Origin of the sequence: Ureibacillus chungkukjangi (genome assembly GCF_044795995.1) — a bacterium.
Classification (GTDB): Bacteria; Bacillota; Bacilli; order Bacillales_A; family Planococcaceae; genus Ureibacillus; species Ureibacillus chungkukjangi.
This window is the reverse complement of record NZ_CP085009.1, coordinates 219234-235724: the sequence shown is the minus strand read 5'-3', so window position 1 is coordinate 235724 and position 16491 is coordinate 219234. Positions and strand designations below refer to the sequence as shown.

Here is a 16491-nt window from a genome sequence, read left to right as displayed (position 1 = left end):
GGAGCTGAATGCTATTCTTCAATTTGTTATTCCAAAGGAAAAATACAGTTTATGTCTTGTGAACCCGGGCAAAAAAGACGTTCAAGATGTTTATATGAAGTATTCTGGTTATGCGGTTGAGGGGTCAACGTATTACGAATTTGAACCAATTCACCTGCAAACAGAAGTACTTTATGGGGAAAGCTATGCCATTTTAGAGGAAGACAACACCTGGGAAGTAGATACCACATTCCAATATGAAGTTCTTTATGTTTCAGACGAAGGCATTATTTTAAAAAAGTTTCATCGAAAAAAGCTAGACAATGTGCAAACGCTAGAATCCCATCCTTTATTTCAATCAGCGATTTGGATGATCGAGGAAACCGCAAGCGAATACATTAATGAGGAAGATATAATTCAAATTGTTACAAATGATGTTTATGCTTCGACAGTGCCAACTAATAGTAGTACTTACCGATATCTAAAAGAACGAAGTGAGTTATTTGAACAATTTTTTGAGGATTTATATAGTGAAATGGATAATTATTATAACGGTGCGAAGCAAAACTCACCCGAGAAGTGGGATTTCGCCAACTATCTTCAAACAGATTACGGTGTTGAATTTGAACAATCTGAAGGAGCCGACATCGTATTATCCAACTGCTTAGGCTTAATGCGTAAATTAAACTTGACCTATCAAGAGATGGCAGAATATTTTTGTAAATATATATTGTAAGAAAAGATTGGCCTAATCCTTATCTGGGCCAATTTTATTTTTGTTTTTGTGGGTTTCTATGATCATCATCTACATTTCTTGCTCCCCCACAATTTCAATTATCCTTTATCCCCATAATATTTTAAATAATAGTTCGGTTAAACTATTTCGGGTTTAAAATTATTTAATTCGAAAGATGGATGAAACATACTAAATTTCACTGTTATAAACATTTTTTTCTTTAAAAATCAATAATATTGTTACATTTCTCCTCATACCTTTTAACATAGTGAATCTGCTGTCGTAGATGAAGGAGGTCATGGTCCATTTTATACATTTTTCTGATACTAACCGCAATCTGTCTAGTCGTCGCATTAAGAAAAAAACGCTTTGGAATTCTTGTAGTGCCTTTCGTAGCAATTGTGCTATTCATCATCGTGGAAATCATACTTGTACCAGTTCCATTTATCGATACTATTAAATTTATCTTTAGTCTACAGTAATTACGACACTACCTATTCTTCTTATGAACAATTCTACATTTCCCTAACGACTAAAACCTAGCTCTTAATTATCAATATCAATTTTCATTTTTTCTTTGTCTATCGAGAATAGCAGACAAAGTAAAAATAGAATTCTAACAAAAAGGAAGTGGGAAACTTAAGTTTGGTGTTTCATAAAACATCCTTACAAAAACGTTTTAGGAAATTGAAAAACAGGGGTGATCTAGTGAGAAAAATTGAGAAAAGCAAGGCTGACGCGTACTTCCGTGAGAAAAATACCTATATGGTTATCTACTTTATAATTTGGGCTATTGTTTCTTATGGTGTCGTGCTTATCGCTGAACCTTTAAGTGATGTTTATTTTAATGGGTTCCCATTACATTATTTTATGGGAGCACAAGGAGCTTTAGCGGTCTTTATTATATTACTATTTGTTAATGCAATTGTAGGGGATAAAATCGACAAAAAATATGGGATTGACCATAACAAAAATGAATTGATTGGTCGAGGAACGACTTCCAATCATTAAAAACTAACAGCACAATAAAGGGGGATGGTTTTTGGATACACAATTTATTGTTTCATTGGCGATGATTTTAGCGACTTTCGCTTTATATATTGGAATTGCCGTTTTAAACAGGGCAAAAGGAACATCTGAGTTTTATGTAGCCGGTCGAGGCGTACCACCATTATTTAATGGGATGGCAATTGGTGCGGACTGGATGAGTGCAGCTTCGTTCATCGGTATGGCCGGAACAATCATGATGCTAGGCTATGACGGGTTAGCTTATATTATGGGCTGGACTGGTGGTTATCTACTGTTAACGTTCTTGCTTGCACCACAGCTTAGAAAATCTGGTAGCTATACTGTTCCTGAATTTATCGGCGACCGTTATAAGAGTAAAGCTGCACTCATTATTGCAGCGATTTGTACGATGATTATTAGTTTCACTTATTCCATTGGTCAGTTGTCAGGTTCTGGAGTGGTAATTGGTCGTCTTTTTGAAATTGATGCGAGACTAGGAACAATGATTGGTGTCGTTATTATTGCAATTTATGCGGCATTCGGCGGAATGAAAGGGATTACATGGACACAGGTTGCACAATATCTTGTATTAATTATCGCTTATCTTGTTCCTGTAATTTTCATGTCACTGCAAATTACAGGTAACCCTCTTCCTTGGTTATCTTATGGAGAGGTTGTTAGTAAGTTAGGAGAACTTGATCGGGAGCTTGGACTATCTGAATACTTTGCTCCGTTTGAAAAAGGAAGTAAATGGCAATTCCTTGCACTTATGTTTACTTTAATGGCTGGTACTGCCGGTCTTCCTCACGTAATTGCTCGTTTTTATACCGTTTCTACAATGAAAGCTGCTCGTTGGTCAGGTGCTTGGGCATTATTATTCATCGGGTTATTATACTTCTCTGCTCCAGCTTATGCAGCATTCTCTCGTTTCATCTTAATGACTCAGGTAGCTGGAAGTAAAATTGCAGAACTCCCTGCCTGGACGAAAACTTGGGTAGATACTGGGCTATTAAAGGTAGCTGATTCAAGTGCTGATGGGATTCTGCAATGGAATGAATTAATCATTGCGAACGATATTGTTGTAATGGCAACTCCTGAAATTGCGAATTTAGGTATTTTTGTTATCGGTTTAGTCGCTGCCGGTGCTATGGCTGCAGCCCTTTCAACTGCAGGTGGATTATTAATCGCGATTTCTTCTGCCTTTGCTCACGACATTTACTATCGCATCATTAAGCCAACTGCTACAGACAAACAACGATTAAATGTTGGGCGTATCACAATTGTAGTGGCTACACTTTTAGCTGGTTTAGTAGCATTAAATCCTCCTGGAGCTATTACGCAAATTGTAGCGTGGGCCTTTGCAATTGCAACGGGTACATTCTTCCCTGCCCTAGTCCTCGGTGTTTGGTGGAAGCGTTCCAACTCAAAAGGCTTAATCTCTGGGTTGCTTGTTGGTTTAGGTGTAACCTTGGCTTATATCTTTGCTGCAAAATATGGTGGCTTTACAATCTTGGGCATTATCGATACAGGTGCTGGTGTGTTCGGTGCGATTGCTGCATTTGCCACAAACATCATTGTATCCCTTTCAACTAAACCACCTTCACAAGAAATCCAAGATGCCGTTATCAACCTTCGCTACCCAGAACAAATGACTTACAAAGACGGCGAAGTCTATATGGAAGATTAAAAAAAACGTACCAGGTACCCAAACAATTCTGAATTGTTTGGGTACCTGGTACTTTAATGATTTTTTTTATGAACTAAGAAATAGTATAAAACAAGAGCAATTAGGATTACTGGAACCATTGCTAAAAAAAGTATGCGGTAGGTTGTGTGAGGTTCAATCAGTCCTAATACAAATGGACCTACCCCTAATCCGATATCGAGTAATATAAAGTAGGTTGAAGTGGCAAGACCATATCGATGAGGTTCAGTTGACTTAACGGCCAAGGCTTGGGCAATGGAGTTCATATTGCCATACCCAATTCCGATTAACCCTGCTGCGACTAAAAAGAGAAACGAATTTGTGGCTTGACTAAATAACAGCATGCCGACTGCAAAAATACCTAACGCCGGATAGACTACTATATTTGCTCCTTTTCGATCCATTAAAGGGCCAGTGATTGGTCGAGTACATAGAATAGTAATCGCGTAGACAAGGAAAAAGTAGCTACCCGCTTTTACTAAATCAATACTCTCTGAGTAGAATGATAGAAACGACATCACACCAGAGTAAGCAAAGCCAATAAATAACACAATTATTGATATAGGCAATGCTTTTGGCTCAATATAGTTGCTAAGCTTAAACCCTTTTTCACTTGTTGCTTCCTTCTGTATAATTGGTGCTTTAATATTATTCAAATTCACAGTGAAATACATTAATACACAAACAACTACTAAAATAGCATTAAAAATAAATATAGAAGTAAAACTTTCTGTATTTTGTGTAAGGAGTATACCAATAAACGGACCAATTGCTGTTGCCAGCACTGCACTCATACTAAAATAACCAATACCCTCGCCACGTCTTGATGGCGGAATAATTTGTGCGATCAGTGTCCCTGTTGTCGTTCCAATAATCCCTACAGCTACACCGTGCAATAAACGAATTAATATTAATACTGGCAAATTCACAGCGATAAAATAAGCAAATGTTGTAATAAGGAATGCAATTAGCCCGATTTGAAAGGTTCTTTTACTTCCGATAGAGGTAATAACTCTGCCTGTTATTAATCGACCTACTAATGAACCAACAATAAAGATACTCGAAACTAGTCCAGCAGTACTTGTTGATGCATCAAATTCATCAACCGCATATCCTGCAATAACTACAATTAGTAAATAAAATATTAAAGTGACCAGAAAATTAGTCAATGAAATCATGATGAAATTTCTGGTCCATAATCGTTCTTTTTCAATCACGGTCTTTTCAATCACGTTCTTTACTCCCCTATCCTATCTCAATAGATTTTCTAATATTTGATTTAAGACATCGCGAGTAGTTTTCAAATCTTCCTCGTTAATGCCTTCGGTAAGCCCATTTAAAAATGTAGCTAACTCCTGTTGAATCGATATATAAACTTCTTTTCCTTTTTGCGAAAGGCGTACGTACTTTTCTCTTTTGTCCTCACCTTGAGTTACTTCGACAAACCCGAGTTCAATTAGCTTTTTTATCGTTGGTGTAATACTCGGTTTTTCAACTCGCATCTCTTTTGCGATTTCTGCCGAAGTACATGAATTCAAATCATTGACTAACCTTAAAACACTCCACTGAGTCGTATATAAATTATATTTTGCTAATCGAAGGTTTACTGCATTTACATATGGACGATAAAGCTCTCGATAGCTGTCAAAAAGTGTTGGCTCTAAACCACTCATTTTCATCCCTCCGAATTTAGATAGTTAGCCTAACTAACTATTATACTTTACACCTCACAAGAAGGCCTGTCCATATATTTAATACATAAACTTCTAGCAAAAAGTCATCTTAAGGAGATGAAACTTAATTCACTTTTTTTCGTATAATAATTATCACCAAAAATAAAACAAGATCATTTAAATAAATGAACTTTAAGAAAGGAAAGATTGTATGTTAGATAAGATTTTAAAGGGAATATTAGGTGGAGGACATGGGAAGCGCCGTCACTCCTCAAGTAGCAGAAAACATTATTCTAGAAAACACAATTACTACGGTCACAAGCATTATAAAAAAGGCTACAAACGTAGCTCCGGCTTTTTCGGTTCAAGAAGTTCACGCAGCTTTTTCAGTAGCTAATGATGCTTCGATATTTTTCCGAAAAAAAATACAATCACCTCGTAAAAGATTATGTAACAGCTAAAACCATTTATAACTTTATCGAAGAAATTGGTGTTGGGGCTTATGGGGTTGCCTATTTACTTGAGGATATGAATACTCATAAAAAATATGTGTTAAAACGCTTGAAAACAAAGCATCGTCATAAGAAAAAAATACGCCAAAAATTCGATCAAGAAATTTCAATTCTTAACGAAATAGAACTTCCAAATGTACCAAAGCTGGTTTCAAAAGGGGAAATTAGTGGAATCCCATTTTATATAATGGATTATATTGAGGGAAAGACCTTTGAACAGTCTATTTTTCAGGATGGGCAAATTTTCTCGCTCAAGCAATCCATGCAAATTACTAAGGAATTGCTTCAAATTTTGATAGAGTTTCATAAAAAAGGCATTGTTCATCGAGATTTACGCATTCCAAATATTTTACTAAAGGATAATACTCTTCATATTATCGATTTTGGATTAGCTGCATATATGAAACCTGAACTTCAATTAGATAAGATAAATAATCCGAAGCGAGCAGAAAATCATATTAGTGATCTATATTACATTGGGCATTTCCTGCTTTTTTTACTCTATTCCACCTACACACCTACCAAGAAGAAAGAACGAAGTTGGCAGGAGGAATTACTGTTACCACAAGAGGTTATTGAATATATAGAGCGACTTCTAATAATTCGACCTGCATTTTCTAGTGCTGCAGATGCATTACAAAGTCTACCTTTAAGAGAACATATTGAAAACACCAATATATACTAGTTTATGTTGTTTATTTACAAGATAAGGTATCAGTAACATAATTCTTGTCCATGCTTATAACAAATCTAGATGGAGGAATAAGACACCAATGTTACAATTTGAATCCGAACTTGATGGGAAACAAGCACAATTTGGTTATTTGCGTAATAAGTTAAAGAATTACGGTTTTTGCCTGGGCGGTTACTGGGATTACGATCGAGGCTTTTTCGATGCTATCTTGTCTAAACAGGATGGAGAAACAATCTATTTAAGGTTACCTTTTGTTGTTATTAGTGGTGTCCTTGATTCTGATAACGCTTATATTCAATTTAAAACCCCCTTTGTCATTAAACATATTGTAAATTACGGATTAGATTATGATGAAAGCTCTCTCTTAGATGCTACAGGGTTTAGTCAGTTCCAAACTCCCGTAGATAAAGATGGCAAAATTGAAAATAAACACAAATGGGTTCATGCTGGTGAGCAGGTCGTAGGAAAGGTGCTCCAATATATTAACTAAATAGAACGAGAAGCAATGTAGAACCTTTGGAATTTGGTTCTACATTGCTTCTTTTACGATTTATTGAAAAATTGAGCAACTTGGTCATAAATAAATTCTGTATTTGGAATCGGTTGGTTCGTAATTCTTAATGTAGTCATTCGATTTATGAGCCTAGATAGGTTATCCTCTAAGCTTCGATTTAAGTTGAATATTACCCCATAGGAGTACACGTCCTGAAGCTCATCTTCAATCCACCTTAATTTCCCAAAAACCTCAATCACCTCGTTAAGCACTTTAAACTCAAATTTAAATTTCATATTAGAGTTCACGGGTAGCTTTAAATTCGATAGAACCTTAATGCCACCCAAGCTTAAATTTTCAATTAATACCGGTGTTGAGCCTACCTGAACCACCTGATCATTTACTTCAGCAATGGTCATTTTACCATGGATATATAAAGGCAATTCAAATCGATAAAATTTACGATTTTCTCGCAAGCTGCTTTTCTTTTTCGTTCTTTGTACTGCCTTTAAATATCCTACCTGAATAATTTTTTCGAACTTTTCTTGGGGTACAGGCTCTGAAAACAGGAAGCCCTGTATCATATCGCACTCGTTGTGCTTTAAAAAATCCAGCTGTTCCTTATCTTCAACCCCTTCTGCAACCACTTTCATCTCGAGTCTTTTACCTAAAAATAAAATTGAAGCAATTACCCCTTTATCGACTTCACTTTCGCTCTTAATATTATTTATAAAGGTTTTGTCGATTTTAATGGTATCGGGCTTTATCTTCCTTAAATAGTCCAGAGAGGAATAACCGGTTCCAAAATCATCAACCGCTACTTTTACTCCTAATGCCTTTAATTCCTTTAGGATGGTTAAAACTGTTTGATCGGTTTTTAAAAGAGAGCTTTCGGTAATCTCTAATTCTAAGTATTGTGGCTTTACATCATACTTTTCTAATTGTGCCTTTACAAATTCGACTAATCCCTTTTTCATAAATCGAATTGGTGATACATTGATGGAAATCGGATAGAGACGGTAGCCCTTCCTCTTCCATTCATGAAGGATGGCACACACCTTTTCAATTTCCCAATCGATGATTTGATTTACCATATGATTTTCTTCCGCTAATGGGATGAATTCTCCTGGGGATATATCTCCCCACTCAGGGTGCTGCCAACGAATAAGCACCTCTGCCCCTACAACAAACCCTTTACTCGGCTCAACCTGAGGCTGAAAATATAAAGTAAACTCATCATTCAATAAAGCTAGTCGCATATCTCGGTCAAGAACATACTTTTTATAGGACGGGATATCTCTCGAGTGAGAAAACAAATGATAGGTATTTTTCCCCTGCCGTTTTGCTTGATATAAAGCAGTGTGTGCGTTTTCTAGTAAGGTTAACCTCCTCTCGCCCTCCTCAGGGAAGAAGGTAATACCGATACTCGTTGTAATATGCAAAACATAATCCTGGATTGTAATGGATTTTTCAAAAGTACCCAGAATTTTTTCTGCTAATTGATAAATTTCTTTTTCATCCCGATATTTCTTAACAATCATTATAAAATCATTGCTGTTTAAACGTGCAAGATAGCCTTCTTCCGGCGTTAGGTCAGATAAACGGAGCGCAATCTTTTTTAATGCCTCATCGCCAATTTGATAGCCTAACGAATTGTTAATAACATGGAATCGGTCGATATCAAAATAAAGTAACGCAAAATCTGCCCCTTCCCTACAGTCTTGGTCAAGCTTTTCAAATAAACTTTTTTGATTTGGCAGCTTTGTCAATGAGTCATAGTTTGCTAGAAAATTAAGTTTTTCTTCGATATCTACTTCATGTGTCACATCTGTAATCATGCCAAAAACCTGACTGACAATACCGTTTTCATTTACTCTAGGGACAATTTGTTCTAGAAGCCACTTTTTCTGCTCTTTTCCATCTGTAATCGGATACAGCATTTGCACCGTTTTCCCTTTGGCAACGAGCTCAAAATTAGTAGCCACTTCTTTTTTATGCATTGGGTGGACCATTCGATATCTTAAGGAGGGCGTTTCGTAAATTGTTTTTAAAGGCAGATTTAGAATCTCCTCAAACCCTTTTGAAGCATAGAGTAAATCACCATGAGGCTCCTCACGCATCCATATTCCTGTTGTTAAATGGTCGAATATATATTGGAAACTATTAATCTCACTTTCTATACCCTTTTCATCTAGTTGTATAGAGTCGAAATTAATCGTATTAGCTATTTTGTTTAGTTCGGCTATTTCAGTATTTTCTTCATTATTAAAAAGGCGTTTTAAAATATTCAATTTCGGTTCCTTATACCTTAAAATTCCCACTTCCTCCTACATTTATCAATAAATTGGAAATGTTTAGCTATTACCATTTTAGTATAAAAGTCACCGTTAAAGTATAGGTAATTTCTACCTATGTTATTGTTTGAAAATATAGCTCACCCCTCTCTAAGAGCTTGTACATAAAAAAAACAACCAAACTTTATGTTGGTTGCTTTTGTTTACTTTCACTTATTTATTTCAGTCAAAAAGCGGAAGGCTCTACTCATTGTAGTAGGAACGACCGATGCATGATTTTCCTCGGGTGCTATATACAATTGCTTTGTTTCACAGGTTGGGAGCTTATCATAAAACCGTATTGCATCTGTTACCATAAAGCCTTCCTGCTCCCCAGCAATGATAAATACTGAACAATTCTCCTTAACATCTTCATTTTCAAGATATTGGAATAATTCTTCGTCATTCCACCAAAGAGATGGACTTACTGCCAGGTAAGCTTGAAAGCACTTATTCTTAGTTAAGTAGCTCCAAAGCACAAAATATCCCGACAAGGAATGACCATATAAGGTTTGCTTATTTTTATTGATAGGATAGCGGGCTTCAATTACAGGCTTCAGCTCTTCCTCGATGAAGCGGCTGAAATTTTCTGCCCCGCCCAATTCATTTATCTCGACCCATTTACCTTTTGTATGCTCTGGGAAATGGTAGTCACTTGCTGGTGCTGTAAAGTCAAGAAACCTTCTAAGACTTTCTCCATTTTCCTGATGACCAATTCCTACAACAATGGCTCCCTCTATTTTTGTTTTTGGAGAGTTTCTAACTTGTAAATTAATCGTTTGTTTAGCAAAATCAAAGTAGCTTCGCCCATCAAGCACATAAATGATTGGGAACCCTTCTTTTGGTGTTTCCATATTTGGAACATATACCGAAATATCATATTGATAGTTTGTGTTTTTCGAATCTATTGTAAAATTACTCATTTAAACCTCCTGCAATTTTGGTGCCTTTTGCTTTTGCACATCGTAGCTAAAGCAGATCGGAGCATTTGTCTCCTCATCATGTAAAATCTTTGCGTTGATTTGAAATACCTCTTGTAATACTTCTGCATTAATAATTTGCTGTGGAGTTCCACACTTAATGATTTGCCCTTCTCTCATAGCAATCAAACCATCGGAAAAACGGGCTGCATGGTTGATATCATGCAATACCATGACAACCGTACAGCCATGTCTCTCATTCAGCTCCTTAACAATCATTAAAACCTCGAGCTGATGGGCCATGTCTAAGTAAGTTGTAGGCTCATCTAATAGTAGAATTCTAGTTTCCTGAGCTAAAGCCATTGCAAGCCAGACGCGTTGTCTTTGTCCGCCGGAAAGCTGAGCTAATTCCTTATTCCGATAGTCTAACGTGTTAGTTACCTCCATAGCCCATTCAATCACTTCAACATCCTTATTTGTAAGCCGATTTACATTTTTTCGGTGAGGGTATCTTCCATAAGAAATTAGCTCCTCAACCTTTAACTGGGCAGGTGCTGTTGGAGATTGAGATAATATGGCCAATTGTTTTGCAATTTCCTTGGTTGATAGACCCTCCATATTCTTCTCCTGCAAATAGACCTCACCATAATCCTTTTTCAAAATACGTCCAAGTGTTTTTAGCAGTGTAGATTTCCCACAGCCATTTGGACCTATAATTGTTGTAATCTGCCCTTCAGGTATGACTATATTTAGGCCATTTAATATTAAATTGTCTTGATATCCCGAGGACAGGTTTTCAATTCGAAATGCTGGATTCATGCTTTTCCTCCTACTCCTTTGCCTTTACTAGCAAATATAAAAAGTACGGGATGCCGATAATGGAAACGATAATACCAACAGCCAGCTCAGTCGGTGCAAAAACCGTTTTCCCTATAAAATCAGCAATTATTAAAAGTGAGGCACCTATAAGAGCGCTAACAGGTAGCACATATTGATGTCGAATACCAACTAGTTGTTTTGCGATATGTGGTGCCATTAAGCCAATAAAACCAATACTTCCTGAAACCGATACACAGGCACTTACTAAGGCTACACTTGCAAGTAGCAATTTGATTTTCTCTTTTTCAACAGCGATTCCCAGGCTAGTAATACTACTTTCTTCTAACTGGAAATAATCCAGTAAATAAGCTTTTTTATATAAATAAAATCCTAAAAGAATTATCCAGGGCAGCATCGAAAGAATAAAAATCCAGTTGGCATTATAAATCGAGCCAGCCAGCCAAACAGCAGCAGATTCATAATCCTTTTCATTCATTTTCAAGGATAAGTACATAGAAAGTGCACCAAAGCCACTATTAATAGCTATCCCGGTAAGAATTAATCGCTGCATATCTAGAAAACTATTTTTTATGGCAAACATGAAAATGAGTGCAGCAGCAATCGTCCCTCCTATGAATCCAAAAATCGGCATCATTAGGATGGAAAGCCAGCTACTAATATCTGCACTAACTATCTGTACCTGAAAGTAGTACATAAAAATAACGATTGCTGCACCAGCTCCTGCATTAATACCGAGTATGCCAGGATCAGCCAGCCCATTTCTTGTAATTCCTTGCAGGATAACCCCTGCCATCCCTAATCCAATACCAACTAATCCAGCAATAATAATACGTGGTAAACGAAATTCAAAGATTACTAGGTCGAAATCTCGATTGGGGTCTATTCTGAATAGCGTTTTCAAAACCTCTAGGATAGACATATTAAAAACACCATTTGTTATATGTAAATAGCTCGCACCTATTATTAGAAAAAGCAAAGTAATCATTATAAAAGGAAAGTTTTGGGTTGGTTTTTTAACCACGATTTTCACCCCCAAACCTTCTAATTAAATATAAGAAGAATGGTACCCCTATCAATGCTGTAACGACGCCGATGGGAGTTTCATATGGAAAGTTAATATATCGGCTCACCACATCACAAAGAGCCAAGAAAAATGCACCTAGTACTGCTGAACAGGGAATGATGTATCGATAATCCTCCCCCACTATAAATCTAGTAATATGAGGAATCACTAGACCGACAAAAGCAATTTTCCCTACAAGAGCAACTGCCGTTCCTGTTAAGCAGACGACTGCAAGCATACTAATTAAGCGCATCGCCTTTGTTTTTTGTCCTAGCCCAACAGCAATATCCTCACCCAATGATGAAATTGTAATCGCTCGAGCAGAAGCAATCGCAATAATAATTCCCAGGAAACCAAATGGGATAGCGAGTAATAGCATTTCTAGATCCACCATCTGCACTTTCGTGTTATACCAGCTACTTACGGTTTGTGATACCTCAAAGTACATTGCCACAGCCGTAGCGACGCTGCTAAGGAATGTACCAATAACCGTCCCGATAATAGCTAATCTCACTGGAGACAGCCCATTCCTGATTATTGAACCGAATCCAAAAACCAGTGCTGCACCAATACACGACCCTAGCATTGACAGTAAAATCATTTGGTAGTTTGTCAGTCCCGGGATGAATACTATAGCCAATGTAATAACAAAAGCAGAGCCATCATTTACGCCCATTAAGGAGGGAGAGGCTAAATAATTACGTGTAATCCCCTGCATGACCGCCCCAGCTACAGCAAGAAATGCACCTACTAAAATAACGGCTAGAGCCCGAGGTATTCGGCTAGTCCGAATAATTTGATGATCTATATTATTAACATCAAAATGAAAAATTGAATTCCACACAGTAAACGTACTAATATCTTTTGTTCCATATAAGATTGAGATTAAAGCGATAGCACAAATAAAGAACGGTGAACTTATTAAAATAGCGAATGGTCGATGAAAACTACTTTTCAAAATACCCACCTTTTCTGATTTTAAAACTGGTAGCTAGGTAGTTTATTTTTTCTAGCTACCAATGATTTAAATTTATTGGAATAAGTTTTCGTAAGCTGCATCTAAGAATTTTACTTTTGACCAGGCTGTACCACCCTGAGCTAAAGGATCAATCGAATTAACATATACTTGACTTGCTTTTGTAGCGGCTAGATTAGCGAAAATTGGATTGCTTTGTAATTCTTCCAAGCTTTTTGGAGCCTCTGCATTCTCACTTGTTTCAAATTGAAGGAAGATAGCATCCGGGTTTACCTCAGCTAAGGTTTCTAGCGTAATTTCAGCCTGTGCTTCTGTTTTCGCAATAATTTCAGGTACAGGAGCACCTAAATCTTCATATAACACAGGATTTAAATACACATCTTGTGGATAGATATACATTAAGCCACCACGAATACGGATGATTAAAATCTCTTTATCTGCTAATTGCTTTGTTGCTAAGCTTTGTGCATCTGCAACCTTTGTTTCGTAATCAGCAATTATTTTTTCTGCTTCCGCTTCTTTTCCGCCAAGCTGTGCAAGAACCGTTAAGTTTTCTTTCCAGTTTGTTGAAATATGAGAATACGGAATCATCGTTTGAATTTTATTCATTTTCTCAACTACATCTTCGCCCCACTTCGATGTACCAACAATCACGTCTGGCTGCAAAGCTAATATGCTCTCAGGATTTGGCTCTCTCTTATCACCAATCAGCTCAGCCCCAGCTAAATCATCTGCTATGTAAGTAGGAATTTCCCCACCAATTTGTAATACCCCAGCAGGTTTAATGCCCAATATAGCGGCGTCCTCCATAGCTTCTAAACTAGCGGCTACAATACTGTTTACTTGTGTAGGAACTTTGTAATCTTTGCCTAAGTATGAAATTGTTTGTGTTGCTGATTTCGTCGTTTCCCCTGCTGAAACAGTTGTTGTTTCCTGTTGAGACACCTCTGTATCTTCATTGGTAGCTTGTTCGTTACCCGCGGTACATCCTGCTAATGCTAATGTTAAAATTGCTACTGCACCAAATCCCCATCCTCTTTTCATTTCAAAACACTCCTATAGTTAATATTTGTAAAAGTCGACTTTTATAATGATAATGATAATCGTTTTCAATTAGATGTCAAGAGAAGATTTGAATTATATGAAAATTAGGGGGATTGGGGGCGGTTTGAAGAGGCATTCTTATATGAGGAATTAGTACGGTTGAATGATAATAATCTTCTTGCTTTTGTTCTACGCTACTGGCTTATGTGACTGTCATTTTTCTTGGGGATTGCTCTGGATTTTGCCTTCATTTGGTGCATGAAGGATGCTTTTCGTGGGGATCGCTTCGGCTTTGGCGTTCATCGAGTTCGTGAAGGTCATTTTCCTTATCCATTACTATCGTTTTGTCTTTCATCAACCTCATGAAGGTTACTTTTCTTATCCATCGCTATCGTTTTGTCTTTCATCAACCTCATGAAGGTCGCTTTCCTTATCCATCGCTATCGTTTTGTCTTTCATCAACCTCATGAAGGTCATTTGCCTTATCCATCACTATCGTTTTGTCTTTCATCAACCTCATGAAGGTCATTTGCCTTATCCATCACTATCGTTTTGTCTTTCATCAACCTCATGAAGGTCGCTTTCCTTATCCATCACTATCGTTTTGGCTTTCATCAACCTCATGAAGGTCGCTTTCCTTATTCATCACTATCGTTTCGACCTTCATCTACCGCATGAAGATCACTTTCCTCATGCATCACTCCACTTTCGACCTTCATATATTCAAAAATCATCAAAACACAAGAAGATACAAAAAAGCCCTAAAAGCTTCACATTCAAGCTTTTAGGGCATTCTAAATTATCAACTATATTGATGCTGATGTAATCTTGCAAAGATACCGTTATCTGCAACTAAATCATTATACGAGCCATCTTCTTCTATACCATTTGGCGTTACGACCATGACACGATCCGCATCCTTAATGGTAGCTAAACGATGGGCGATAACAAGGGTTGTACGGTTTTCTGCTAATTCTGCTAAAGATTCTTGGATAATCTTTTCTGTTTCTGTATCGAGTGCAGAAGTAGCTTCGTCTAAAATTAGAATTGGCGGGTTTTTTAAGAACATACGAGCAATCGCAAGTCTTTGCTTTTGTCCGCCCGATAGCTTTAAGCCACGCTCCCCAATTTCTGTTTCTAAACCATGCGTTAAATTATTAACAAATTCCTCTAAATGGGCTTTTCTTAAGGCTTCAACAATCTCTTCCTCTGTAGCCCCAAGCTTACCATAAGCGATGTTTTCACGAATTGTTCCTGTAAATAAGAACACATCCTGCTGCACAATACCGATTTGGTCACGTAACGAACGCTTTGACATATCGCGGATATCCATTCCGTCGATTGAGATCGACCCACTTGTGACATCATAAAAACGTGGTATCAATGAACAAATCGTTGTTTTCCCTGCACCGGAAGGACCAACAAAGGCTGTCATTTCCCCAGCTCTTAAATCAAATGAAATATCATTTAAAATAACCTTGTCTCCTTCATAGCTAAAGGTTACGTTCTCAAATTTAATGTCCCCATGTAAATACTCAACATCGGTTGCACCCGGTTTGTCTTGCACTTCTGGTTGTTCATTTAGCATCTCTTGGAATCGTTTAAATCCGGCCATTCCTTTTGGATACAGCTCAAGTAATGCACTTATTTTATCGATCGGCTTGATTAACACATTTGTGTAAAGTACAAAGCTTACTAACTCTCCGTGGGTTAGCTTTCCATTCAGACTTAACCATGCCCCAACAACTAGTACGACTAGAGTTAGTAATCTTGTCATCATGTAAATTCCTGAATGCGTCCCAGCCATAACTTTATAACCTAATAATTTCGCCGTTTTAAATAAACCATTTTGCTCGCGGAAACGGTCCATTTCAAATTTTTCATTTGTAAATGATTGCACAACACGTATTCCAGAAACACTGTCTTCAATACGGCCATTTACATCCGCTATTTTGCCATACATCTCTTTCCAGGCTTCGTTCATTTTTTTATTACTGTATGTAACAATCCAAATTAAGAACGGTACAGCGACAAGAGCAACGAAAGCTAATGTTGGATTGACGTTGAACATAATCAAAAATGCCCCGATGAACGTCATAATCGCGATGAAAAAGTCTTCCGGTCCGTGATGGGCAAATTCTCCAATATCAAACAAGTCATTTGTTATTCGACTCATTAAATGCCCTGTTTTGTTATTATCGAAGAAACGGAAGGATTGCTTTTGGAAATGGTTGAATAAATCCTGGCGCATATCGGTTTCAATATTGATTCCCAGTTTATGTCCTAGATAGTTGACGATAAAATTCAAAATCGTACTAAGCACATATACCAATAGCAATAAAATACTTACATTTACGATTATTCCCCACTCATTCGTTGGAAGCAATGTATCGATAAACCATTGAACTGCCATTGGAAATGCTAATTCTAAAATGGCTACTATAATTGCACTTGAAAAATCGACTATAAATAATCGTTTATGCGGCTTATAATAGGCAAAAAACTTTGAAAGCAT

At 37.1% G+C, this 16491-nt stretch carries 14 protein-coding genes; 5 read left to right on the top strand and 9 right to left on the bottom strand.

What is annotated here, in order from left to right; genetic code table 11:
- Nucleotides 1–58 precede the first annotated feature (58 nt).
- The 3 genes from LG296_RS01070 to LG296_RS01060 all read left to right on the top strand — a co-directional run bounded on the left by LG296_RS01070 (nucleotide 59) and on the right by LG296_RS01060 (nucleotide 3410).
- Nucleotides 59–715, top strand: a complete 657-nt coding sequence (locus tag LG296_RS01070) for a hypothetical protein (RefSeq protein WP_146223211.1) — start codon at nucleotides 59–61, stop codon at nucleotides 713–715.
- A gap of 708 nt (nucleotides 716–1423) precedes the next feature.
- Entirely contained in the window at nucleotides 1424–1726 is a 303-nt protein-coding gene (locus LG296_RS01065; protein ID WP_107935130.1) for a DUF4212 domain-containing protein, read from the top strand.
- 31 nt (nucleotides 1727–1757) lie between these two features.
- A complete protein-coding gene (locus tag LG296_RS01060; protein ID WP_107935131.1) occupies nucleotides 1758–3410 on the top strand; it encodes a sodium:solute symporter family protein in 1653 nt (550 codons plus the stop codon).
- Between the two features lie 53 nt (nucleotides 3411–3463).
- Here LG296_RS01060 and LG296_RS01055 read toward each other — a convergent pair whose 3' ends face one another.
- Nucleotides 3464–4606, bottom strand: coding sequence for an MFS transporter (locus tag LG296_RS01055; protein ID WP_181418021.1), 1143 nt, complete (start codon nucleotides 4604–4606; stop codon nucleotides 3464–3466).
- Nucleotides 4607–4678: 72 nt separating this feature from the next.
- Entirely contained in the window at nucleotides 4679–5101 is a 423-nt protein-coding gene (locus tag LG296_RS01050) for a MarR family winged helix-turn-helix transcriptional regulator (protein WP_181418017.1), read from the bottom strand.
- 396 nt (nucleotides 5102–5497) lie between these two features.
- Between LG296_RS01050 and LG296_RS01045 the strand changes: the two genes are divergently transcribed.
- A complete protein-coding gene (locus LG296_RS01045; protein ID WP_107935134.1) occupies nucleotides 5498–6298 on the top strand; it encodes a protein kinase domain-containing protein in 801 nt (266 codons plus the stop codon).
- 88 nt (nucleotides 6299–6386) lie between these two features.
- Nucleotides 6387–6797, top strand: a complete 411-nt coding sequence (locus LG296_RS01040; protein WP_107935135.1) for a YugN family protein — start codon at nucleotides 6387–6389, stop codon at nucleotides 6795–6797.
- 53 nt (nucleotides 6798–6850) lie between these two features.
- On the opposite strand, the gene LG296_RS01035 is transcribed toward LG296_RS01040, so the two are convergent.
- The 7 genes from LG296_RS01035 to LG296_RS01005 all read right to left on the bottom strand — a co-directional run bounded on the left by LG296_RS01035 (nucleotide 6851) and on the right by LG296_RS01005 (nucleotide 16491).
- On the bottom strand, nucleotides 6851–9091 hold the full coding sequence (locus LG296_RS01035; RefSeq protein ID WP_146223210.1) for an EAL domain-containing protein: 2241 nt from the start codon (nucleotides 9089–9091) through the stop codon (nucleotides 6851–6853).
- Between the two features lie 212 nt (nucleotides 9092–9303).
- A complete protein-coding gene (locus LG296_RS01030; protein WP_107935137.1) occupies nucleotides 9304–10056 on the bottom strand; it encodes an alpha/beta hydrolase in 753 nt (250 codons plus the stop codon).
- Entirely contained in the window at nucleotides 10057–10872 is an 816-nt protein-coding gene (locus LG296_RS01025) for an ABC transporter ATP-binding protein (protein WP_107935138.1), read from the bottom strand.
- 10 nt (nucleotides 10873–10882) lie between these two features.
- Complete coding sequence (locus LG296_RS01020; RefSeq protein WP_107935214.1) at nucleotides 10883–11878, bottom strand: iron ABC transporter permease; 996 nt, start codon at nucleotides 11876–11878, stop codon at nucleotides 10883–10885.
- Nucleotides 11879–11906: 28 nt separating this feature from the next.
- Nucleotides 11907–12914, bottom strand: coding sequence for an iron ABC transporter permease (locus tag LG296_RS01015; protein WP_107935139.1), 1008 nt, complete (start codon nucleotides 12912–12914; stop codon nucleotides 11907–11909).
- A 72-nt stretch (nucleotides 12915–12986) separates the two neighbouring features.
- The gene (locus LG296_RS01010; RefSeq protein ID WP_107935140.1) at nucleotides 12987–13976 is read right to left on the bottom strand and encodes an ABC transporter substrate-binding protein; all 990 of its coding nucleotides are present in this window, start codon (nucleotides 13974–13976) and stop codon (nucleotides 12987–12989) included.
- 802 nt (nucleotides 13977–14778) lie between these two features.
- Nucleotides 14779–16491, bottom strand: a complete 1713-nt coding sequence (locus tag LG296_RS01005) for an ABC transporter ATP-binding protein (protein WP_107935141.1) — start codon at nucleotides 16489–16491, stop codon at nucleotides 14779–14781.